Origin of the sequence: Saezia sanguinis (genome assembly GCF_003991585.1) — a bacterium.
In the GTDB taxonomy this organism is placed as follows: domain Bacteria; phylum Pseudomonadota; class Gammaproteobacteria; order Burkholderiales; family Burkholderiaceae_C; genus Saezia; species Saezia sanguinis.
Genome location: NZ_PQSP01000013.1, coordinates 42,966 through 64,424, shown reverse-complemented (window position 1 = coordinate 64,424; position 21,459 = coordinate 42,966). Strand labels below are relative to the sequence as shown.

Here is a 21,459-nt window from a genome sequence, read left to right as displayed (position 1 = left end):
TGCCCGGAGACAGGGTGCCGCCATTGTTGATGGTGGCTGTGCCTAAAATACGGCCATGTCCGGCCAGCGTGGCGCCGCTTTGTACATCCACATGGCCTGCAATTTGGGCACTGCCGTTCGCCGCCGTACTGCCCACCAGCAAGGTGCCATCCTGTACTTCGGTATGACCGGTATAGGTGTTGACACCGTCAAGAATTAAAGTTCCTGCCCCTGTTTTGGTCAGGTCCTGCCCGTTCCAGCCAAAGCCCAGAGCGCTGGTTAAAGTGTTATCCGCCAGTGCAACGCCAACATCAAAACTTTCTCCAGTAGCAATGTTAAAGGTGCCGTGCGCACTCGACGGGTCATTGTTGTTCCACACCAGCTCAACCCGTGCAAGGATGTTTTTGCCGGTGGCATCTATCCAGGCCGAGCCGATCAGGTAAGTCTCCAGATCCACATAGGTGTGCAAAGGTGCACCGGCAACCGTGGTTTCAAAGCTGCCGCTCACGCCACTGGTGGTGGTTGCCAGGGTATAAACACCAGAGTCGGTCCTGGCACTGTAACCGTTAATATTGATGATATTGCTGCCTGTCAGCGTGATCGTATCTGCAACCACCGCCGGGGTGCTGGCAATATCCACGCCCAGCGTGGTTCCACTGGCCATGTTCATGGCATTCGCTACCATCAGGGTACGGCCGGCATCTATGTTCAAGGTCCCTGTGTTCAGGCTTACCTGACCAGTTGCCGCATTGGCCGCCAACGTCAATGCATCACTGCCGGCTTTGGTCAGTGTGCCTGTGCCACTCAGAGTGCCGCTGTAAGTGCCATCGGTTGCCTGGTCAAAAATCAGGGTCGCGTTGTTGACAATATCGCCCTGCAGGCTGGTTGTGTTACCTTGCAGCGTACCTGCTGTGACCAGAGTACCACCACTGTAGGTATTTGAGCCGGTCAGTATTGTGGTACCGGCCCCGTTCTGCTCAAAACTGCCAGCGCCACTGATGATACCGGAAACAGTCATCGTCCCGGTACGGCTGGCCGTAAGTTTCGCCCCGCTGGCAACTGCCACGTCCGATGAGCCAATTGACCCGCTGGCCCCTGCATTACCAATTTGCAATGTACCGCCGTTAACAGCAATGCTGCCGCCAAAACTGTCGTTGTTGCCGGTCAGAATCGTGGTGGAGCCTGCATTTTCCTGATAAACAGCACCTGATCCGGTAATCGGAGATGCAAACACATACCCCGAATTGGTGTGGTTAAACACCAGGCTGCCATACGTGCCCAGATTGATGGTATTGCTGTTGACAATCGAGCCAGCAGCCACAGCAGCGTTGCCGCGGGCCGCACCGATGTTAAGCACGCCAGAACCGCCAGAACCTGTCCCCACATTGATCTGGGAGGTATTGGTCTTCAACTGCCCGCCATCGGCAACCGTTACACTGCCGGCAGAACTGGCGCCAGTACCAACTTCCAGAATACCCGTTGCGGTTGATTCAAACAACGAACCACCACCGGTAATCGTCAGAGCCCCCGAGCCACCAGACCCGCTTTGCCCTTTACCAATCTGAACATTGCCGCCACTGATCTTGATGTAGCCGCCATCTTCAACAGTAACAGTGCCGGAGCCGGCACCGTCCCCAATGCGGAACGAGCCTGTTCCTGTCGTCTGAAACTCAGACCCCGCTCCTGACACCGTCAGGGAGCCCTCTCCCGAGCGATACCCGATCCAAGCATAACTGGCGACACTCACCGTACCGCCATTGTTTACATTCATGATGCCTGTGCTGTTATCGCCAACGATAAGCGCAGTACTGCCACCTAGCGTCATCGAGCCTTCAACATTGACCGTCCCATGCCCCCCGCTGTTGATGCCAATACCGACAACGCTATTGGAACCACTGCTGGTAAATGAACCTCCGTTAAAAACATTCAGCTCGCCGGTACTGTCTCCCCCCACATACATGTAACCGGCCGAATCCAATACACCGCCACTGTAGATATTCGTTGTGGCAGATGCGCCTCCCACAGCGCCAATATTGCCACCATTACGCGCGGTAACAATCCCGCCTGAATTGATATTCAAAATGCCGGTTGCACCACTTTGCCCGACCAGCAGCTTATCGTACACATCGACCTGCCCGCCGGCGTCGACATTGAGTGTGGCATTCGTGTCTGTTGAGCCCCTGCCAATGACAAGTGCCGCACCCATTCCGCCTGCAGTCGTCTGAATCAGGCCTCCGCCTGTGACCGTCACCGTATAGGTGCCAATACCATCCAGATAGATGTCATCCGCCTCAATGACAGATGCATAAAGAATACCATCTATGGTTGTATCACTGGCAAGGTGACGCGCAGCATGAGCCGTACTGCCAAACAACACAGCCGCCATGGCCGATACGCCGAATATGCCACGCAAAAACTGTGAAAGCGCTGTACGCTTCCAGTTAAAAATCTTTGATGAAATCGCATTCGAAGTGGTCGTTGCAGATTTTTCACCATGCCCGTTTTTCGCATGCTCGCAGACTGCCTGAAAAACCCCTTGTTTTTGATTGAAAATAATGCGGTAAATGTGATTCATGCAAATGGCCTCGATAAATTCATAGTTAGTTATTAGAACTGCTGATAAACATAATTTTTTATTATTTAGAGATACTATTCTCCACATAATTCCTCCAGATGAGCATGCAAAAGTCAGATTCATGCTCAAAAGTTTCTGATATGTGAAAAATTACCATTCACCGTGGTAACAATAAAACCTGTCGCTGACCATCATGGGACATGAATGTCAGGCAAAGAACATTGCATGATCATTAAAAACCTGCATTTCTCATTCATTTAAATCAAATGAGCAGAAAGTAAACAGGAAAATTTGGGAAACAATAAATTATCAAAATGAAATCTATAAGCAAATCTTATGTACTTGTACACACGGACACAAATATTGCAAACTTAAAAATAGTTTGCGGTCCCTCAAGATCCCGAGAATACGTTGCCTCATATGAAAACGACTTGAGCGCTTCTCTTCAGGTTGTTCAATAGATGGATGTCCTCTTGAACAGCACTTTACTTGCCAACCAGCGCACGGATCTACCGGAAGCAACAAGAAAGCAAAGAACAGAAAAGGATAAAGCTTTTGTATGCAAGCCTGATAGAAGATGTCTGTGAACACATGCAGGTGCAGCAAGATTTCTCCTGCCGCAAACGAGCCGGTACTTAAAAATACGGCTCTGTGATGTACAGGCAAAAATCCTGCAAAGTTGATCGCGGTAATGAAAAAGGCGGATGCTTCCCGTGACCCAGCCTATCCTGCAAAAGGATCGTTATCGGGGTTGGCATTCCAGACATATTCGATATGTTGTGCAATATCGTTGGCCTTGTTCATGCCATGCTGGTCTGCAATAAATCCAAGCGTCATATCCATACCCGCCGAAACCCCGGACGACGTATAAAATTTGCCATCCACACACCAGCGTGCCTGCCGCTTCCACAATACAGCCTGGTCAACAGAAGTGACCCAGGGCCAAGCCTTTTTATTAGACGTTGCAACACGCCCGCTCAGTAACCCGGTTTTTGCAAGCAGTGCCGAGCCTGTGCATACGCTCAGACAATAAGCCGATTTTGCCGCCAGATTTTTTAGGGCAGAAATCGCCTGTTCATCACTGACCAAGGGACGCGTTCCCTGCCCTCCTGGAATCAACAGCACTCCATCCTGATCAACCTGGGAGACAGGCACTGTGACAACCGGTACCTGCTGCCGGCTGGTAACCAGCCCGCCCGGCAAAGAGCAGTAGTGCAGTTGATACGAGTCAACGCGCCCCAACACCTCCACGGGCCCAAAGGCATCAAGCGTTTCAAAATCGTTGAACAGAAAAATATTGATATGCATAAAACATTCCTTATAAATATTTACTGCCTTCTCTTGCTGCCAATGCCGAAAGTGAATGCTCTGCCATAAACTGCCTGACCCACTGCGGATTATGTTTGCTGTAATCACGCAGTGCCCAGCCTATGGCTTTCTGGATAAAAAACTCGTTTATCGTCAAACTGGCTTCAATGCTTTGTTGCAACAGCTCTTTATTTGTTTTTTCTTTATATTGCAATTGCACAGTTATGGCCACCCGGCGCTTCCATAAGGATGCATCATTCATCAGCAGTTGAACCACATGCGCCAATTGATCCGGATTTTGCAGCAGCAAATCCGCCAAAGGCTTTCGCAGGGAATCTACGCTGTCCCACCAGGCCTTTTGGTCCAACAAATCAAAATAGCAGCGCTCCCAATCTGCCAGAGTCACCCTTTTGACATTGGCCTGCACAAGATCAATGGCCAGATACTGGTATTCACGCTCTGGCAGGCCATAGTAATACAGCACTTCTGCCGATAGCTGCCGAGGCGTCCAGCTTTGAGAATGTTTTAACAGCGGTTTGATCAACGCATGCCGCTCAGGTTTATTAATCCCCAGAAACGGAAACCTGTTTTTCATATAACGCGCCATCTCCTGCGCTTTGATTGCATTGCCATGTGGTTGCAGATCAATTCTCTGAGGCATCATACCGGTCACTTTATAACTGTTTGAATCACTGCATTATCTACCAACTTGATACTGCCCATCTGCATGTGAAATCTGGTATGACCGACACTATAGTCTGATATGGTTCGCACCGAATATAATGAATTCACCATAAATAAAATTTCACGGAGACAAACATATGAACGTAGACAAACTGGCCAACCCTGGCCCGCTCGGTTTAATGGGATTTGGCATGACCACCGTTTTACTGAACATCCATAATGCAGGTTTTTTTCCCGTCGCAACAGCCATTGTCGCCATGGGTATCTTTTATGGCGGCTTGGCACAGGTTATCGCTGGCATTTTGGAGTTTAAAAAAGGCAATACATTTGGCGTGACGGCATTCACATCCTACGGTTTTTTCTGGATGACGCTGGTCGGCATCTGGTACCTGCCTGCATCTGCAAGTACTGCGCCAACAAACCACGTGTTCTTTGGCATCTACCTGGCCATGTGGGGTATCTTCACCCTGTTCATGTTTTTCGGCACCTTAAAAGCCAACCGGGGATTGCAGTTCGTATTCGGCAGCCTGACCATTCTTTTTGCGCTGCTGGCCCTCGGCAATATCACGCAGAGCAAATTCATTTTGAGCATTGCAGGTTTTGAAGGCATTATCTGCGGCCTCAGTGCCATTTATCTGGCAATGGCCGAAGTGCTCAACGAGCAGTATGGCCGCACCGTGTTGCCGATAGGTGCACCTTGAATCGGCGGGTTATATTGCCCCATTTTCTGTGCCTTAAAAACTAAAAAGGAGCCTTTACGGCTCCTTTTTATTTGCATGAACATGTCAGGCTTATTTCATAACATCTTCAAGTTTTTTCTCATCCAGATACTGGGTGAAACCCATCATGCGTTTTTGCACGTCCGGCGATTGCATCAGGTCCACTGCGGCAACCTGCCCCAGCACCTGAAAGCTTCCCTGCATGGCCGTGTTGCCTTCCCGGCTCACGGCTTCTTTCACCTCGGCACGGCAATCCTGCGTCAGCAGGCGCATCAGCAGCTTGGCCACGTTCTGGTCATAAGACTGTGCCTGTTTATCCGAGATATTTGCCACCCCTTTCAGGTTGGGATGTGCTGCCATGGCAGAGAAAAACCACTGCATCAAAGCCATCCGGTCCTGAGGCGTTGTTTTCTGAACCAGGCACTGCCCCATGCGGTCGGCATAAGGGCCGGCATAGACAGATGTCACACCCGCCGTAGCCAGAATCAACCCACAAACAATTGCTTTCACTTTTTTCATCATCATTTCTTTCTAAACAGATTAAGACATGAACCAATTCAAAAACACAGGGTTCAACCTGCAATGGCGCAATTCTAACCTTTAATCTCTCATCGGTTTTACATTGTATTCAGAACATCAGCGACTATCTCGCTGACAAACGGACACAAGTGTGCCCGCCAGGCAATATCGCCTGCATCCGTCTGCATACGGAAAAAACCTTCCTCAAAACTCAGACGCGACACCAGCAACCTGCGTTTGGGATTTTTCTGCAGGTAGTACAGCTTGTTTTCCTCGCGGAAGATGTATATGCCATCGTCGGAACCGGCACCGTTTTTCGCCACCATCATGCGGCTCAGGGCTCCGCCTTCAAACTCCATGCTGATTTTGTCATCGCCGCCAGCCGGCAACTGAACCCCCTGGCAATGTGCGCTCTCAATATGCGGGAAGATCAGCTCGTCACAGGTGTAATTTGCTTTTGCCAGAAACTGGGACTTGCCACCCTTTACAATCGATTCATAAGCCAGGCGTACCGGATCTTGCAGCATTTTCAGTTGCGTAACAGGTGTCAGCTCAGGCGTTCCGAATGGGTTGTTGTCCAGCATCAACCCCGATTGTCCCCGACGGTATACCAAGGCCTTGCCGACGGAAAAATGCAGTTCTCCTGCTGCCGGGTGGTATTCAAACGTCATTTCTTTTAAGTTCATCTCATGCATAAAGCATCCCTTGTAATGAAGCCAGTTTATTCTACCCTAACAGATTCATTGCTCCACCCGCTATCTTACCAAAATATTGACTTACCACCGCTTAATTTAACAGTACGGCCAGGCAACAAACCCTGCACTGCCTATAATTCAAATGAACAGCGGTTTTGATAGCTGCCCACCAGCAGTTCAAACCGGTTACCTTGGTCCCACTCTGCTCCATTGCCATGCCTTCCATCGTCATTGCACCTGATTCGTTCAAAGAAAGCCTCAGCGCTACCGAGGTGGCACAGGCTATTGCACAAGGCTGGCACCACGTGCGGCCGCAGGATCTGCTTATTTTGCACCCGATGGCAGATGGCGGGGAAGGAACCGCCGATACCATTCTCAATGCCCTGAACGGTGAAAAAAGAACGTACAACGCATCAGACCCGTTGGGAAACCCGGTCCATGCCCCCTGGTGCTGGCTGCCTGACTCGCATACGGCCGTCATTGAAATGGCTTGTGCCAGCGGGCTGCATCTGGTTCCGCCAAATCAACGCAACCCATTGCACACCAGCTCCTACGGCACAGGCCAGTTGATTCTGGCAGCATTGGATGCTGGCGCACAGACCATCATCCTCACACTGGGAGGCAGTGCCACCAATGATGGCGGTTGCGGCATGCTCAGTGCCCTGGGACTGCAATTGCTCGACCGGAACCACCACCCCCTGCCTGCCGGTGGCGCCGCATTGGCGCAGCTTGCCACCATCGGGCTGGATACATTCGACTCGCGTTTAAAACATGTGCGCTTCATTGCAGCCTGCGATGTCAGCAACCCGCTGTGCGGGCCGCAAGGCGCTTCAGCCGTATTTGGCCCGCAAAAAGGCGCATCGGCTTCAGATGTTGCCGTACTGGACCACGCACTGGCGCACTTTGCCGATGTATGCCATAACACACTGGCTGTAGAGCACCGCAACACTCCCGGCGCAGGTGCGGCTGGCGGACTGGGTTTTGCCGCCCTCACGTTTCTGAATGCCAGGCTGCGCCCTGGTGTTGAGCTGGTTGCTGAACTGACCGGGCTGGAACAATCGCTGCGGGGTGCTGATCTGGTCATCACCGGCGAAGGGCAGCTCGATGCACAAACCCTGCACGGCAAAACGCCGATAGGCGTTGCCCGGCTGGCGCAAGCTCAGCATATACCTGTCATTGCACTGGCCGGCAGCCTTCAGGACGGTTACCAACAACTTTACCAGCACGGCATTACAGCAGCATTCAGCATTGCGCCTGGCCCTGTCACACTCGATTACGCGTACCAGCATGTGCGTGAACTGCTGCAACAGCGGGCCGCAGACATTGCCCGGCTGTGGACACTGCGGCATTGAAAACAACAGAAAAATCATGACATCTTATCGTGCAACATTATGCGGACTGCTGGCCATTGTGCTGTGGAGCATGTCTTTGGGCCTGATGCGCAGCATCACCAGTGCGCTGGGGCCAGCTGCCGGTGCCGCATTCATTTTTACCAGCGCTTTTCTGTTTGTACTGGTGCTGCAGGGGAAATCAGCATGGAGCACTTACTCACGCCCGTACCTGTTGCTGTGCGGCAGCCTGTTTGTTGCCTATGAAATATGCCTGATCGGGGCAATTGGCATGGCGCACACCCATCTGCAATCGATCGAGCTGGGCATGATCAATTATCTGTGGCCCTGCCTGACGATTCTGCTGGCCATTCCGATCCACAAACAAAAAACCAATGGCGCTGTCTGGCTGGGCATGTTGCTTGCCCTGGGCGGTATTATCCTGATCATGAGCGGCAATGGCTCATGGTCGCCACAGGCGCTCTGGACCAACATTACCGGCAACCCCATTCCTTACACCATGGCACTGGCCGCAGCCATTATCTGGGCTTTGTACAACAATCTGGTCAAAAAATACGGCCGCGGCAACAGAAGCGTTGCACCCTTTCTGCTGGTGACTGCACTGCTGCTGTGGATCAACCTGCTGTTCCAGCCATACCAGCCCATCGTATGGAGTACACGCATCATCATGGAGCTGATCTTTCTGGGCATTTCAACAGCAACCGCATACACCGTATGGAACATCGGCATAAAGCAGGGTAACCTCATGACGCTGACTTTTGCGTCTTACTTCACGCCAGCCTTATCTGCCATTATTGCCTGCATGTGGCTGAAAACACTGCCAACACCTTTTTTCTGGTTTGGCCTGATACTTTTAATTTGCGGCGCACTGTTATGCTGGCTGGCCACACGCAAGCTTTCCCGCACATAACCCCATGCGCTGAGCACGGCACACAACAAAGCTAAAATAGAGCCCAGGGAGATACCTCAAAACTCCCATTGTGAGTGCTTTTATGACAGATATCAATAACCTAATTACCCTGCGCCCCTTGGAGCGGGAAGACCTCAGATTTGTTCATACGCTGGACAACAACGCCGTTGTCATGCGTTACTGGTTTGAAGAACCTTTTGTATCTTTTGACGAACTGGTTGAAATTTACCAACGCCATACGCACGACCAGAGTGAGCGGCGCTTTATCGTTGCCAATGCCGAGAGCATTCCTGTCGGCCTGGTCGAGCTGGTTGAAATCAACCTGATTCACCGCCACGCAGAGTTTCAGATCATCATCGCCCCAGGGCAACAGGGCCGCGGCTATGCCAAACAAGCCACCCAAATGGCCATTGACTACGCCTTCCAGGTGTTGAACCTGCACAAACTATCGCTGTATGTCGATAAAGAAAATACCAAGGCCATTCATATTTATACCCAACTCGGGTATGAGCCTGAAGGCACTTTGCGTGAAGAGTTTTTCGTCAATGGCGCCTATCGCGATGCCATTCGCATGTGCATTCTTCAGCGCGACTATCTGGCAAAGCGGCAACAGCGCAAATAGCCCTTACGGCAAATGACTAGCCTGGGTCAACAGATCCATGTCATCCTGCCCCAGCTTCAGCGCAGCGGCCTGAGCCAGTTCATGCAACTGCGTTAAAGAAGTTGCACTGACAATCGGTGCAGTAATACCTGGCTGCGCCAGTTCCCAGGCCAGGGTGACTGCTGCCGGCGTGGTATTGAGCTTTTGCGCTACGCTGTCCAGCGCCGCCAGTATCCGCATGCCACGGGGCTCCATATACCCCTTCTCTATGATGCGCACACCCCGGGCACGCCCCTGCAAATCTTTTTCACTGCGGTATTTGCCGCTCAGAAACCCGGCTGCCAGTCCATAGTAATTGATCACGCCGACTTGTTTCTGCACGCAAAGTGTCTGCATCCTGGCTTCAAACCCCTGCCGGTCATACAGGTTGTATTCCGGCTGCAGACTTTCATAACGCGGCAGCCCCAGTTTTTCGCTCACATGCAATGCCGCCTCAAAACGCTCAGCCGTGTAATTGGATGCGCCAATCGCCCGGACTTTGCCTTCTTTGATCAAGTCGGCAAACGCGCCCAGGGTTTCTTCCAGAGGTGTTGACGCATCGTCTTCATGCGCCTGGTACAAATCAATGTAATCAGTTTGCAGCCGCCGTAAAGACGCCTCCACAGCCGGCTTCATATACGTACGGGAAAGGCCTTTTAACCGCGCTCCCATCGGTTTTCCCAACTTGGTCGCCAGTATCACCCTGTCACGTTTGCCGGTTGCTTTCAGCCATTTGCCAATGACGGTTTCCGACTCGCCCCCCACATGCCCGCTCACCCAGCTTGAATAGACGTCTGCCGTATCCACCATATTAAAACCGGCGTCCAGCCACGCATCCAGCAATGAAAAAGATGTGGCTTCATCTGCTGTCCAGCCAAACACATTGCCGCCAAAAACCAGCGGTGCCGTTTTCAGGCCTGATCGGCCCAATGCCCTGAGTTGCATATCGTATCCTTTCCATCAGCTATTCCCGTTTCCTTAAAAACAGGCGATACCCATATCAGGTATATTCCCTATACTGTCGTTATGATAGGACACAACCCAGAGCCAAAGAAAAAATGCCTGTGAATACACCTGTTTCCTTCGCCATTATCCCGACCAAAGGGTCTCACACCATTGGCAGAATCACTCTGAACAGCCCCAAAACGCTCAACGGGCTGACGTATGAGATGGTCCGGCTCATCGGCCAACAGCTACAGGCATGGCGCTACGACCCCAACATGGTTGCCGTCTGGCTGGAAGGTGAAGGCGACAAGGCCTTTTGTGCCGGTGCCGACCTCAGACAGCTTTACCAGGCACTGACTGCCCCGCAAGACCCGTTGGCTGAGCATGACATTCCATCTTATGCACAGGAATTTTTTGCCAAGGAATACCAGCTTGACTATTTCATCCACCATTACCCCAAGCCCATCATTGCGTGGCTGCACGGTTTTGTCATGGGCGGTGGTATCGGCTTATCGCACGGGGCACGCTACCGCATCGCCACAGAAAATGCCACCTTTTCAATGCCGGAGATTTCCATCGGCCTGTTCCCCGATGTCGCCGGCTCATGGTTCCTGGGACAGATTCCTGCACGTATCGGCCGTTTTATCGCACTCACGGCGGCACGCCTGAATGCCGCCGACGCCTTGTTCAGCGGCCTGGCCGATATGATCATTGAACACCAGCGCAAACAGGACGTCATCGGTGCGCTGACCTGGGCTAACTGGCAAACAGACCCGGTACACAACGAGCACACGTTGCACAATATCCTGCAAAGCTTTGCCAGTTGGCAATACTGTCAAAACAGCACACTGATAGAACATGCGGCAGAATTGGCAGCCTTGTGCAACGCACCGGATTGCCGCACCTTTCTCATGCAACTGATGCAACTTGGGCAGCAAAACACATGGTTTGAACCTTATATGCTGGCAGCCCGAAACGGTGCGCCAAGCTCACTGTACCTCTCCTGGATATTGCAGGACATGGCCCGGACCATGTCGCTTGCCGATGTTTATAAAATGGAGTTCAATGCGGCCATGGGCTGCTGTGCGCGCGGCGACCTGGTAGAAGGCATTCGAGCACTTGTCATAGACAAAGACAAAAAACCCGACTGGCTGCCGGCGGCCAGTGATGAAAAAGACCTGACCGAACTGATTGAGTTTTACCTGATACCGCGTTACCACGGTGTCCATATGCTGTCAGATCTGGCCCCCGACACCCTGTAAATATACCCGCCAGGGCTACGCACAGGCAGTGAAATACCTATACAACGTTGTAAAAATAGCAGCCCTTCTGCAAATAAAAATCCCCACCATATCCAGGCTGAGCCGATATGGTGAGGATGTCAGGGCATCCAACCGTTAACAACGGCCAACAGTGCTTACTGCCCGCTTGCTCTTAATGCCTCAGCAAAAACTTTCACATCATATTTTGTTTGCAGGTAATTCATGTATGCCTGCTCCTGAGCATTGACCGACTGTTGCATCAGTGCAGACTGAATCATGGCGCGCGTGCTTGCATCCACCGGGTCTGCTGGGTCTACCCTTTGCAACTGCACCAGTGCATAGCCCCCTTCATTCAAATTAACACCCAGAGACTGTGGCAACTGTGCTGCCGAAGACAGGCGGAACACTTCTGAAGCTGTCTGCGGGGCCACTCCCGTCACAAGCTGACGGGTAATGGTCAGTTCAGGCGCACTGTTGGCCTGTTCCGGCGATTGCTGCCATGTTTTCAGCGCTCCTTCACCAGCGGCACGGGCCAGATCAACCGCTTTTTCCTGAGTCGCCATTGCCTTCACCTGGGCCTGAACCTCTTCATACGGCTTCAACTGCGCCGGCGTATAAGCCACAACCCGGGCCGTTGCCAGTTGAGTTGGTGTAATTTCCACTGCCGCCGTATTTTGCTGACCTTCACGTGCCTGCGGTGCAAAAGCAGCCGTTAAAAATGCCGGGCTGGCAAAAACACCGCTGGCACCGGCTGGCGGTGTGGGTGTGACACGCTCAGCCTTTTCGACTGTCAGCCCATATTTATCTGCCAGCGTTGTCAGCGTATTTTCACCCGCGTTGACATCGTTGCGGAATTCTCTGGCCACCTGGGCAAACTGCTGCTCCACCCATTGTGCATGCAACTGCTTTTCAATATCTGCTTTCACCTGTTCAAAAGGCATGGGCTCGGCAGCCTTGATACCGGTCAGCATGATAATATGGTAGCCATAAGGCGTTATAACCAGGTCGCTGATATCGCCCTCTTTTTGCAGCGTAAAAACGGCATCCTCAAAAGACTGCACCATGGCTTTACGCCCGAAGAAGCCCAGGTCACCGCCTGCTGTCGCACTGCTCTTATCATCCGAACTGGCTTTGGCAATTTCGGCAAACTTGGTTGGATCCTGGCGTACCGTATCCAGCAGTTGCTGCGCTCTGGCACGCCCCTGCTCCTGTTGCTCCAAAGGTGCATCAGGGTCGACTTCAATCAGAATGTGGCTAGCCCGGCGCTGTTCCGGGTTGGTGAAATAACTCAGATTCTGTTCATAATATTCGCGCAGCGTACTTTCGGGCATTTCCTTGCCGGCCATGTATTTTTCTGCATCAAACACCACATATTCAATGCTGGCAAACTCATCCGTTTTGAAAGCATTCTGATGTTGTTCATAATACTGCTTCAGGTCTTCGTCAGACAGCTTCACCTGAGAGGTAAAGTCTGCCGGCACAAAAAGCTGTTGCCGGATCACATATTTTTCACCCAGTATCTGAAGAAACTGATCGATTTCTGTCTGAGAAACAAAACCGCCAGAAACAGCACTCATCAAACGCTGCTCCATAACGCGTGCGCGTACATTTTCCTCATACCGCTGTGGCTGCAAACCATTTCGCTGTAACAATGCCTCATACTCTTTGACATCCAAAGAGCCGTCTGGCTTGAGGAGGGAGCGGATATTGGGATCTTGCAGCAAAGCACCCCGCAATGCATAGTCTGAAATGAACAACCTGCTGTCCTGCGCGGCAATGCTCTGCAACTGCCCCAAAATCATGCGGTTAAGCATAACCTGCTTGAACTCCGCTGTCTCAAACACCTGCGGGTCAATGCCGGGGTTTTCGTCCATGATCTGGCTCACACGGGCTTTCAGATAAGCATCCAGTTGCACCTTCGTGATCGGCATGCCGGCAATCTTGGCCACTTCTCCGGCAGAACCGGAAGACATATGACTCGACTGTATCCCCCAGAATACGAAGGAAGGGAAAACCAGTAAAACAAGGATCAGCAGCATCAACCGCTTATGTGTCCGAATCATATCCAGCATGTCACAAACTCTTCTTTATGGTAATTAAATAAAACAACAAAAAAGGCGAACCGAAGTCCGCCTTGTTCATGTAGAAGCATCTATCTGCAATACGGTTTGCCATGCTTCTATAAAACTGGCGCCATGCCATTATAGCTGACATTGCACAAATTTCACCGTATTGTGGTGGGTGCTGACGGGTTCGAACCGCCGACCTACGCCTTGTAAGGGCGCCGCTCTACCAACTGAGCTAAGCACCCACAGTCAGAACCTATGTTCTGATCTGTGAAAAGAGCTGCTTATTTTACAGCATCTTTCAAAGCTTTGCCAGGGCGAAAACGTGGCACTTTGGCAGCTTTGATTTTGATTTTTTCTTTGGTACGCGGATTCATCCCGGTACGGGCCTTGCGCTGAGCCACAGAAAATGTACCAAAACCAACCAAAGTCACGGTACCTTTTTTCTTCAGCGTGGTTTTTACACCAGCAATCATGGCATCCAAAGCGCGACCAGCAGCGGCTTTAGGCATATCAGCATTCTTGGCAATGTATTCAATCAGTTCTGTCTTATTCACAAAAACCTCCTATATATAACTACTATCCACCGTTGTATGACAGCAAACCTGCACTGGCATTCAGCCACAAACTGCAAGACTTGATCATATCCTCCGTAACCCGCCTGCCGCCTGGATAAGGCCTTCAGGCAAGATCTGACATCCGCAATGATACATGAACTTAAACGCATTCTCACACGTTTCATCGAATAAACAGACATTATTCAACTTATTTACATCAACTCCTGTTGGCCTGTCTTCGAATTTCTGGTATCGCTTTGCGCAAATAATAAACCATGGACCAGATGGTCAGAATCGCTGCAATATAAATCAGGCAGCTACCCCACCATGCGGTATCAATCACCCAAATCTTACGGTACAACAACAGAAACGGAATCGCCAGCATCTGAACCATGGTCTTGGCTTTGCCAACCATGTGCACCGCCACGCTGGCAGAAGCGCCAATCTGCGCCATCCACTCGCGCAGCGCCGTAATGGCAATCTCACGTCCGATAATGATCAGAGCAATAAACGAGTTGATCCGACCCAGCTCCAGCAAAATAAGCAAGGAAGCACAAACCAGGAATTTATCTGCAACCGGGTCTAAAAACGCACCAAAAGCCGATGTCTGGTTCAGCTTGCGCGCCAGATAACCATCAAACCAGTCAGTCACGGCAACTGCGGCAAACAACCCGGCGGCGATGAAATCACGGTATGACGCGGCTTGCGGGAACACATAATAAACCGCGATGATCAGCGGAATGGCAATGATGCGCGTCCAGGTCAATAAGGTAGGAATTGTAAAAAACATCGCAGGCTCAGTTTTTGATCAATGGCATATTTCGCCGCAGGTTTTATATAAAAATCCAAAATCCAATCAATACATCAGCATCAAATCAGATAACGAACGAAGTCCATATTTTTTTGTGAACCCGGCCACTTCAAACGTCGCAAGCATAACTGATAAGCCGCTACTGATAAGGACGTCTCCGAAAGCCCATCACAGCATCTGGATCATTATCCAGCCATTGTCCAGCTTTTCAAAGCTGCATTAGCAGCAAGTATAAGACGAATACACGCTGCTTTGCAGCACACTCAAAAAAGCATGCTTCACCAGTACGATACTATCTGAGCGCCCGGTAAATTTCATGCGCCAGTTCACGGGAAATCCCCTCTACCGTTGCCAGGTCCTCTTCGCTGGCATTTGCCACACCGCGAACACCGCCAAACCGCTGCAGCAGTTTTGCCCTGCGCTTGGGGCCAATGCCGGCAATATCTTCGAGCCGGCTTGCGCCGGTGCGCACCTTGGCCCGCTGTGAACGCATCCCGGTAATGGCAAAGCGGTGCGCCTCATCACGAATCTCAGCCACCAGCATCAAGGCAGCAGAATCGTGTCCCAGATACACTTTGGGGCGCCCATCGGCAAACACCAGTTCCTCTAGCCCCACTTTGCGCCCTTCCCCTTTTTCCACTCCGACAATGCAGGAAAGATCCAGCCCCAACTGCTCAAACACCTCACGTGCAACAGCTACCTGGCCTTTTCCGCCGTCAATCAGCACCAGGTCCGGCATCCGGGCCGTGACCATACTGGCAATCTTATCTTTGTCTTGCACGTCACTGTCGGCAGCAGCATCCACCGACTCGCCAGTTGCCGCAGCGCCCTGCATGGCTTCTACCACTTTGCTGTATCGCCGCAGCAAAACCTGTTTCATCGCGGCGTAATCATCCCCCGCCGTAATGCCGCGGATGTTATAACGCCGGTACTGGGCATTTTGCATCTTGTGGTCCTGGTAGACCACGCAGGAGGCCATGGTTGCCTCGCCGGATGTGTGGCTGATATCAAAGCACTCAATGCGCAGCTCATCGATTCGTTCCACATCCAGCCCCAAAGCAGCCACCAATGCCCGCGTACGCTCGCGCTGCGTTCCTTCTTGTGACAGCAACCGCGCCAGTGCCAGCGACGCCCCTTGTTCTGCCATATCCAGCCAGACCCGGCGTTGCCCGCGCGGATGCGTCACCACATGGACTTTTCGGCCGGCCTGCTCCTGCAATGTGGCAACCAGTTCTGCAGAAATCGGCTGGCTCATCACCAATACCGCCGGCAAAGACAAATCAATATAGTGCTGGGCAATAAATGCTTCCAGCACCGCGTTTTCCGCCGTATGGCTCGGCAAGGCAGCCCCTGTTTTTTTCTGGCCCGATGCCTGCTGCTCATCCGGTTGCAACAGTTGCTGGTCTACCAGACGAACCTGCGTACCATCCTCCACATGCGCCGGAAAATAAGCCCGGTCTCCCAAATGCCTGCCACCGCGCACCATCGCCAGGTTCACACAGGCTTTTCCGCCCTGTACCTTAACCGCAATGATGTCCACCTCTTTGTCCATCTGCGTGGCACTGTTGGCTTCTACGGCTTGCTGTTGCAACACCCCGGCCAGCGCACTGAGCTGGTCTCTGACCAGCGCCGCCTGCTCAAATTCCAGTTGTTGCGCATGTGCATTCATCCTGCTTTGCAACTGCCCCATCACGGCATCTGTATCCCCTTCCAAAAACTCCTCAGCACTCAATACATCGGCCCGGTAATCCGTCTGGCTGACCAGCTTGACGCACGGCCCCGAACAGCGTTTAATCTGATATAGCAGGCACGGCCTGTCACGGTGGTTAAACACGGTGTCTTCACAGGTACGCAGCTTGAACAGTTTTTGCAATAACTGGATCGACTCCTTGACCGCCCAGGCATTCGGATAAGGGCCATAGTAATGATGCTGTTTGTTCACTGCGCCACGGTAGTAGCTGATGCGCGGATAGTCGTGCACGCTGATGCGCAGGTAGGGATAACTCTTATCATCGCGAAACACAATGTTGTAGCGCGGATTCAGCGTTTTGATCAGGTTATTTTCCAGCAGCAGTGCTTCGGCTTCTGTGCGAACCGTCGTGGTTTCAAGGCGGGCAATGCGCGAAACCATCAGGCCAATGCGGGTGCCTTCATGGTTCTGGTGAAAATAGCTGGATACACGGTTTTTCAGATTCCGCGCTTTCCCCACATACAGTACCTGGTCTGCCGCATCAAAATAGCGATACACTCCAGGCAGCGCAGGCAATGCGGCAACCGTCTCCAGTAATAACTGGCGCTGTGCTTCGGTAGGGCTGATCGCGGGTTTATCCTGATCGGTGACCTGCTGTGCATCAGTTGCAGGCTCAAGCTCTTCAGCGCCTTCACTCTGTACACGGGAGGATGGCGCTGAACCGTTCTGACTGCTTTTATCTTTGGATTTCTGAGATTTTCGATTCATGGGAAATTCAACCGGCCTTTGGTTACCCTACAGCATAAATGATTCTGCCAATTTGCGACAATACAGCATGATGAAAAAACCTGTTTGGGACATTTTTTGCCAGGTTATAGACAACTGGGGCGATGCCGGGATCTGCTGGCGGCTGGCAACACAACTGGGACAACGCGGGATATCTGCACGGCTGTGGATCGATGACCCGCAGCCACTGTCATGGATGAACACACCATCAGCCACATGCCCCCAGGTGCAGATTGTACCTTGGCACGAGGCAGCCAATCATATTGCCCCTGGAGAAGTTCTGATTGAAGCCTTTGGCTGCCACGCCCCAGACAGTTATCTCCAACAGGCAGCCGTGCTATCCCCCCCTCCCATTTGGATTAACCTGGAATACCTCAGCGCCCAGCCTTACGCGGCACAGTGTCATGGCCTTCCCTCCCCGCAGCAGGCAGGGCCAGCCAAAGGTTTAACCCGATGGTTCTATTACCCCGGCTTCACGCCAGAAACCGGGGGGCTGTTGCGTGAGCCGGAATTACCGCAAATGCAGCAGAACTTTGATCCCGACACCTGGCTGTTGCGGCATGGCATTCCTGTGATGCCAGACCATCTGCGCGTCAGCCTCTTCTGTTATGCCAACCGCGGCCTGCCCGACTTAATAGCCCAGTGGCAAAACAGCGCAAAACCCGTGCACCTGCTGGTCACGCCGGGAGCCACCGCACAGGCGCTGAACCCGTTGCTGTCCATTCCGGTAACAGATCTCCCTGGCACGGCACCTCAGTCGCCCGTCACCTTGCAATATGGTCACATCACCATCACCTGGCTGCCTTTTCTGTCGCAGCAGGATTTTGACTGCCTGCTATGGAGCAGCGATTTGAACATGGTACGCGGAGAAGACTCCTGGATCCGTGCCATCTGGGCTGGCAAACCCTTTATCTGGCAACCTTACATTCAAGATGACGGCGAACACCAGCATAAACTGGACGCCTTTCTTGCCCTGGTTCCTGATGCCCCTTCGTCCTGGGTTGATTTTGAACGCCAATGGAGCGCACAATCAGCGCCAGACTGGGCCTGTTTGCTTTCGTCACTTGATGAAACTGCACTGGCGCTCGAAAAGCTGAAGCACCAACTGATGGCGCAGCCCGATCTGGTCACATCGCTGATTCGGTTTGTGCAGCAAAAAAGCACTGCCACATCTGCAGCATGAGCCTGAAACCACTGTATATCTGAATAAAAACCATGGAAGAGATTCCATATTCCGGCCGCATACCCTATCCATTTGCGCTTGTTCCCTCCAGAGCGCGGCCCGATCTGCTAAAATGTGTTGTTTATCCAATTTGCCATTAGGCAGCAGATACTTTTTCTGAGCATGCTTGATGGCTTAAGCCACGACACGACCATTTAAAATTTGTGAGATTGACATATCCTGCTTTGATCGTGAGCGGCTTCTATTTTTACCAACTCAAGTTACACCATTCGTTATGAAAATTGCTCAAGAAATCCGTGCCGGCAATGTGATCATGCAGGGCAAAGATCCAATGATTGTCCTGAAGACCGAATACAGCCGCGGAGGCCGCGGCGCTGCAACCGTGCGCATGAAACTCAAAGGCCTGCTCAACAACATGGGCACCGAAGTCGTTTTCCGTGCCGACGACAAAATGGACCAGGTCATTCTGGACCATAAAGACTGCACCTACTCCTATTTTGCTGACCCCATGTACGTGTTCATGGATGCCGAATACAACCAGTATGAAGTTGAAGCCGAAAACATGGGTGACGCACTGAACTTCCTGGAAGACGGCATGGAAGTTGAAGTGGTCTTTTATGAAGGCAAAGCCATTTCCGTAGAACTGCCAACCTCCGTGGTGCGTGAAATCACCTGGACCGAGCCCGCTGTCAAAGGCGATACCTCCGGCAAAGTGCTCAAACCAGCCAAACTGACCACCGGGTATGAAGTACAGGTTCCTATTTTCGTCAACCAGGGCGATAAAGTGGAAATCGATACCCGTACCGGCGAATACCGCCGCCGCGTGTAAATGCACGGTGTATAACAGGTTAACTGCCTGATTGCCTAATATTAAGCATGCAGAAAGAGCCTTTTACAGGCTCTTTTCTATTTCATGATCCGTACTTTACATTTTTAGGAAAAATGCCTTGCTTTATAATGCAAGCTTCTCGGGCACGCTATCACGCCCTTTAGCTTTTCAGAATTCAAGTTATGAACGCAAACCTTCATCTTCTCAATACAAAATCAACCATCGCGGCACGTGACATCGTAGACCCGCGTAAAGAACTGGAAGATCCGCCCGCATTTCGCCTGGCCTTCAGTGATGGTGATTTTCTGCTGCGTGATGAAACCCGCGGCGTGCGTTTTCAACTGGAATTGCTCAAAGCAGACCTGATCCTTAAAGAGCACAACGTCAACTCCACCATTGTGATTTTTGGCAGCGCCCGCCTGCGTTCGCGCGAAGCCGCCACACAACTGCTGCGGGATGCAGAGCATCAGCTCAGCCTGGCCCCGCAGGATTCGGCATCTCAGCTTCAGCTTAAACGCGCCCAGAAACTGCTGGCAGACTCCTGCTACTATGAAGATGCCCGCATCATCGGGCAGATGATCGGCGCCTATGAGCAGGCAGCACCACAGGATCGCAAGGTGTTTGTCTGCACCGGCGGCGGTCCCGGCATCATGGAAGCGGCCAACCGTGGTGCCAGCGAAAGCGGCAGCCCCAACATCGGGCTCAACATCGTCCTGCCGCATGAACAGAAATTCAACCCGTACATCACACCGGAACTGTGCCTGCGCTTTCACTATTTTGCCACCCGTAAAATGCACTTCATGATGCGCGCCAGAGCGCTCATTGCTTTCCCCGGTGGCTTTGGCACGCTGGATGAGCTTTTCGAAATGCTCACGCTGATTCAAACGCATAAAAGCCGCCCCGTACCGGTGGTGCTTTATGGCACATCATTTTGGAAACAACTTATCAATTTTGAAATGCTGCTGGACATGGAAATGATCTCCCCTGAAGACGTTGACCTGTTCCAGTTTGTAGACAGTCCGGTAGAAGCCTGGAATGCGGTCCGCTTCTGGTATGACCTGCCTGTAGAAGGGTAAAAGAATTGAACACCCCGCCGGTTGATGCGCTCGAACAGGCTATCACAGCCCACAGGCAGACACGTCCGCAGGACCGCACATTTCAGCTCACCACCACACAGGGGCAGGCGCTGTGGATCAAAACGCCCAGCGCGCCCCGGCTGCGCTGGTTGTACACCTTCACCAATCAGTTGATGATCTGGATGGGAATGCCTTATTTTCAGGCGCCACCTCATGCTGGCGGCCCTGGCGGCATTGCCTCATTACAGATTGAAAAACAAATGCTGCTGCACCTGAAAGAAGCTGGCGTTCCGGTGCCCGATGTTGTGGCAAGCACATCCCAATGGATCGCGCTGAGTACGGTGGGTGACAAAAATCTGGATGAGCAGTTAAATGCAGATGCATGGCTTGAGCGCCAGCAACTCTGGCGGCAGGCAGTACAAAGCATTGCCGATGTGCACGCCCGCGGCTGTTTTCTCAGCCAGTGTTTTGCCCGCAATATGCTGTTGCACAAAATACCAGCCCCGCTGCCCGGCCAGCCCCCATATCAGATCTATTTTCTTGACCTGGAAGAAGACCCCAGCGCCGTCATGACACTGGCACAGGCACAGATTCGCGACTGGGCTTTGTTTCTGCACTCCACTGCCAGCCTGGTCACCCAGGACATGGCCGCCTGCCAGCAATTCTTATTGAATTACCTGCAACAGGAGTCTGCTGATGTACAACAGGAGGCCAAACGCCTGTTCCGGCAACTGGCCCGCCTGCGCTGGCTGAAACATTTTCAGTGGTTGGGCCGTGACGGCATCAGGCTGTATCAGCTTGGATTATTTGCGCAAGGCATTTCGCAGCACCTGCAACAACAGGACCACAAGGACAACGGGTCATATTGATCAATAC

Annotated in this window: 19 protein-coding genes and 1 tRNA gene; 9 read left to right on the top strand and 11 right to left on the bottom strand. The window is 52.1% G+C overall.

The features are described from left to right. From CUZ56_RS14755 to CUZ56_RS14745, 3 genes are all read right to left on the bottom strand, one after another. The coding region (locus CUZ56_RS14755) for an autotransporter-associated beta strand repeat-containing protein (RefSeq protein ID WP_204250929.1) at nt 1–2,554 on the bottom strand (2,554 nt) is incomplete at its 3' end. Between the two features lie 723 nt (nt 2,555–3,277). After that, nucleotides 3,278–3,862: a DJ-1/PfpI family protein gene (locus tag CUZ56_RS14750; protein ID WP_126981178.1), complete on the bottom strand. Its 585-nt coding sequence runs from the start codon at nt 3,860–3,862 to the stop codon at nt 3,278–3,280. Between the two features lie 10 nt (nt 3,863–3,872). Continuing rightward, a complete protein-coding gene (locus CUZ56_RS14745; RefSeq protein WP_204250928.1) occupies nt 3,873–4,526 on the bottom strand; it encodes a DNA alkylation repair protein in 654 nt (217 codons plus the stop codon). 157 nt (nt 4,527–4,683) lie between these two features. Between CUZ56_RS14745 and satP the strand changes: the two genes are divergently transcribed. Further along, the gene (satP, locus tag CUZ56_RS14740; RefSeq protein WP_126981177.1) at nt 4,684–5,247 is read left to right on the top strand and encodes an acetate uptake transporter; all 564 of its coding nucleotides are present in this window, start codon (nt 4,684–4,686) and stop codon (nt 5,245–5,247) included. Between the two features lie 90 nt (nt 5,248–5,337). Here the strand turns inward: satP and CUZ56_RS14735 are convergent, their stop codons facing one another. Together CUZ56_RS14735 and CUZ56_RS14730 are read right to left on the bottom strand one after the other, a co-directional pair. Beyond that, on the bottom strand, nt 5,338–5,784 hold the full coding sequence (locus tag CUZ56_RS14735; protein WP_126981176.1) for a hypothetical protein: 447 nt from the start codon (nt 5,782–5,784) through the stop codon (nt 5,338–5,340). Nucleotides 5,785–5,882: 98 nt separating this feature from the next. Further along, nucleotides 5,883–6,479: a hypothetical protein gene (locus CUZ56_RS14730; RefSeq protein ID WP_126981175.1), complete on the bottom strand. Its 597-nt coding sequence runs from the start codon at nt 6,477–6,479 to the stop codon at nt 5,883–5,885. A 215-nt stretch (nt 6,480–6,694) separates the two neighbouring features. Between CUZ56_RS14730 and CUZ56_RS14725 the strand changes: the two genes are divergently transcribed. The 3 genes from CUZ56_RS14725 to speG all read left to right on the top strand — a co-directional run bounded on the left by CUZ56_RS14725 (nt 6,695) and on the right by speG (nt 9,360). After that, the gene (locus CUZ56_RS14725; RefSeq protein ID WP_126981174.1) at nt 6,695–7,831 is read left to right on the top strand and encodes a glycerate kinase; all 1,137 of its coding nucleotides are present in this window, start codon (nt 6,695–6,697) and stop codon (nt 7,829–7,831) included. A 16-nt stretch (nt 7,832–7,847) separates the two neighbouring features. Continuing rightward, nucleotides 7,848–8,738 (top strand): aromatic amino acid DMT transporter YddG, encoded by an 891-nt coding sequence (gene yddG / locus CUZ56_RS14720; protein WP_162615375.1) that lies wholly within the window; start codon nt 7,848–7,850, stop codon nt 8,736–8,738. A gap of 82 nt (nt 8,739–8,820) precedes the next feature. Further along, entirely contained in the window at nt 8,821–9,360 is a 540-nt protein-coding gene (gene speG, locus CUZ56_RS14715; protein WP_126981172.1) for a spermidine N1-acetyltransferase, read from the top strand. A 3-nt stretch (nt 9,361–9,363) separates the two neighbouring features. On the opposite strand, the gene CUZ56_RS14710 is transcribed toward speG, so the two are convergent. Then, a complete protein-coding gene (locus CUZ56_RS14710; protein ID WP_126981171.1) occupies nt 9,364–10,323 on the bottom strand; it encodes an aldo/keto reductase in 960 nt (319 codons plus the stop codon). Nucleotides 10,324–10,442: 119 nt separating this feature from the next. Here CUZ56_RS14710 and CUZ56_RS14705 point away from each other — a divergent pair, with 119 nt between their 5' ends. After that, nucleotides 10,443–11,585, top strand: coding sequence for an enoyl-CoA hydratase/isomerase family protein (locus tag CUZ56_RS14705; RefSeq protein WP_162615374.1), 1,143 nt, complete (start codon nt 10,443–10,445; stop codon nt 11,583–11,585). A 155-nt stretch (nt 11,586–11,740) separates the two neighbouring features. Here the strand turns inward: CUZ56_RS14705 and CUZ56_RS14700 are convergent, their stop codons facing one another. The 5 genes from CUZ56_RS14700 to uvrC form a co-directional block, all read right to left on the bottom strand. Further along, complete coding sequence (locus CUZ56_RS14700) at nt 11,741–13,657, bottom strand: SurA N-terminal domain-containing protein (protein WP_126981169.1); 1,917 nt, start codon at nt 13,655–13,657, stop codon at nt 11,741–11,743. Nucleotides 13,658–13,820: 163 nt separating this feature from the next. Then, nucleotides 13,821–13,896 (bottom strand) — tRNA-Val (locus tag CUZ56_RS14695). Nucleotides 13,897–13,935: 39 nt separating this feature from the next. Beyond that, on the bottom strand, nt 13,936–14,208 hold the full coding sequence (locus CUZ56_RS14690; protein WP_126981168.1) for an HU family DNA-binding protein: 273 nt from the start codon (nt 14,206–14,208) through the stop codon (nt 13,936–13,938). Between the two features lie 217 nt (nt 14,209–14,425). Then, a complete protein-coding gene (gene pgsA / locus CUZ56_RS14685; protein WP_126981167.1) occupies nt 14,426–14,998 on the bottom strand; it encodes a CDP-diacylglycerol--glycerol-3-phosphate 3-phosphatidyltransferase in 573 nt (190 codons plus the stop codon). Between the two features lie 313 nt (nt 14,999–15,311). Further along, nucleotides 15,312–17,477 carry an excinuclease ABC subunit UvrC gene (gene uvrC, locus CUZ56_RS14680; protein ID WP_126981166.1) on the bottom strand — a complete coding sequence of 722 codons (2,166 nt, stop codon included), beginning with the start codon at nt 17,475–17,477 and terminating at the stop codon, nt 15,312–15,314. 67 nt (nt 17,478–17,544) lie between these two features. On the opposite strand from uvrC, the gene earP reads away from it, so the two are divergent. From earP to CUZ56_RS14660, 4 genes are all read left to right on the top strand, one after another. Then, a complete protein-coding gene (gene earP, locus CUZ56_RS14675) occupies nt 17,545–18,678 on the top strand; it encodes an elongation factor P maturation arginine rhamnosyltransferase EarP (RefSeq protein ID WP_126981165.1) in 1,134 nt (377 codons plus the stop codon). Nucleotides 18,679–18,952: 274 nt separating this feature from the next. After that, entirely contained in the window at nt 18,953–19,507 is a 555-nt protein-coding gene (gene efp, locus CUZ56_RS14670) for an elongation factor P (RefSeq protein ID WP_126981164.1), read from the top strand. Nucleotides 19,508–19,689: 182 nt separating this feature from the next. After that, nucleotides 19,690–20,583, top strand: coding sequence for an LOG family protein (locus tag CUZ56_RS14665; RefSeq protein ID WP_126981163.1), 894 nt, complete (start codon nt 19,690–19,692; stop codon nt 20,581–20,583). Between the two features lie 5 nt (nt 20,584–20,588). Then, on the top strand, nt 20,589–21,452 hold the full coding sequence (locus tag CUZ56_RS14660) for a BUD32 family EKC/KEOPS complex subunit (RefSeq protein ID WP_126981162.1): 864 nt from the start codon (nt 20,589–20,591) through the stop codon (nt 21,450–21,452). Nucleotides 21,453–21,459 lie beyond the last annotated feature (7 nt).

What these genes read in the sequence shown, in the direction of transcription:
- CUZ56_RS14750 (WP_126981178.1), bottom strand. Translation starts at nt 3,862, where the DNA reads ATGCATATCAATATTTTTCTGTTCAACGATTTTGAAACGCTTGATGCC.
- CUZ56_RS14745 (WP_204250928.1), bottom strand. Translation starts at nt 4,526, where the DNA reads ATGATGCCTCAGAGAATTGATCTGCAACCACATGGCAATGCAATCAAA.
- satP (WP_126981177.1), top strand. Translation starts at nt 4,684, where the DNA reads ATGAACGTAGACAAACTGGCCAACCCTGGCCCGCTCGGTTTAATGGGA.
- CUZ56_RS14735 (WP_126981176.1), bottom strand. Translation starts at nt 5,784, where the DNA reads ATGAAAAAAGTGAAAGCAATTGTTTGTGGGTTGATTCTGGCTACGGCG.
- CUZ56_RS14730 (WP_126981175.1), bottom strand. Translation starts at nt 6,479, where the DNA reads ATGCATGAGATGAACTTAAAAGAAATGACGTTTGAATACCACCCGGCA.
- CUZ56_RS14725 (WP_126981174.1), top strand. Translation starts at nt 6,695, where the DNA reads ATGCCTTCCATCGTCATTGCACCTGATTCGTTCAAAGAAAGCCTCAGC.
- yddG (WP_162615375.1), top strand. Translation starts at nt 7,848, where the DNA reads ATGACATCTTATCGTGCAACATTATGCGGACTGCTGGCCATTGTGCTG.
- speG (WP_126981172.1), top strand. Translation starts at nt 8,821, where the DNA reads ATGACAGATATCAATAACCTAATTACCCTGCGCCCCTTGGAGCGGGAA.
- CUZ56_RS14710 (WP_126981171.1), bottom strand. Translation starts at nt 10,323, where the DNA reads ATGCAACTCAGGGCATTGGGCCGATCAGGCCTGAAAACGGCACCGCTG.
- CUZ56_RS14700 (WP_126981169.1), bottom strand. Translation starts at nt 13,657, where the DNA reads ATGCTGGATATGATTCGGACACATAAGCGGTTGATGCTGCTGATCCTT.
- pgsA (WP_126981167.1), bottom strand. Translation starts at nt 14,998, where the DNA reads ATGTTTTTTACAATTCCTACCTTATTGACCTGGACGCGCATCATTGCC.
- uvrC (WP_126981166.1), bottom strand. Translation starts at nt 17,477, where the DNA reads ATGAATCGAAAATCTCAGAAATCCAAAGATAAAAGCAGTCAGAACGGT.
- earP (WP_126981165.1), top strand. Translation starts at nt 17,545, where the DNA reads ATGATGAAAAAACCTGTTTGGGACATTTTTTGCCAGGTTATAGACAAC.
- efp (WP_126981164.1), top strand. Translation starts at nt 18,953, where the DNA reads ATGAAAATTGCTCAAGAAATCCGTGCCGGCAATGTGATCATGCAGGGC.
- CUZ56_RS14665 (WP_126981163.1), top strand. Translation starts at nt 19,690, where the DNA reads ATGAACGCAAACCTTCATCTTCTCAATACAAAATCAACCATCGCGGCA.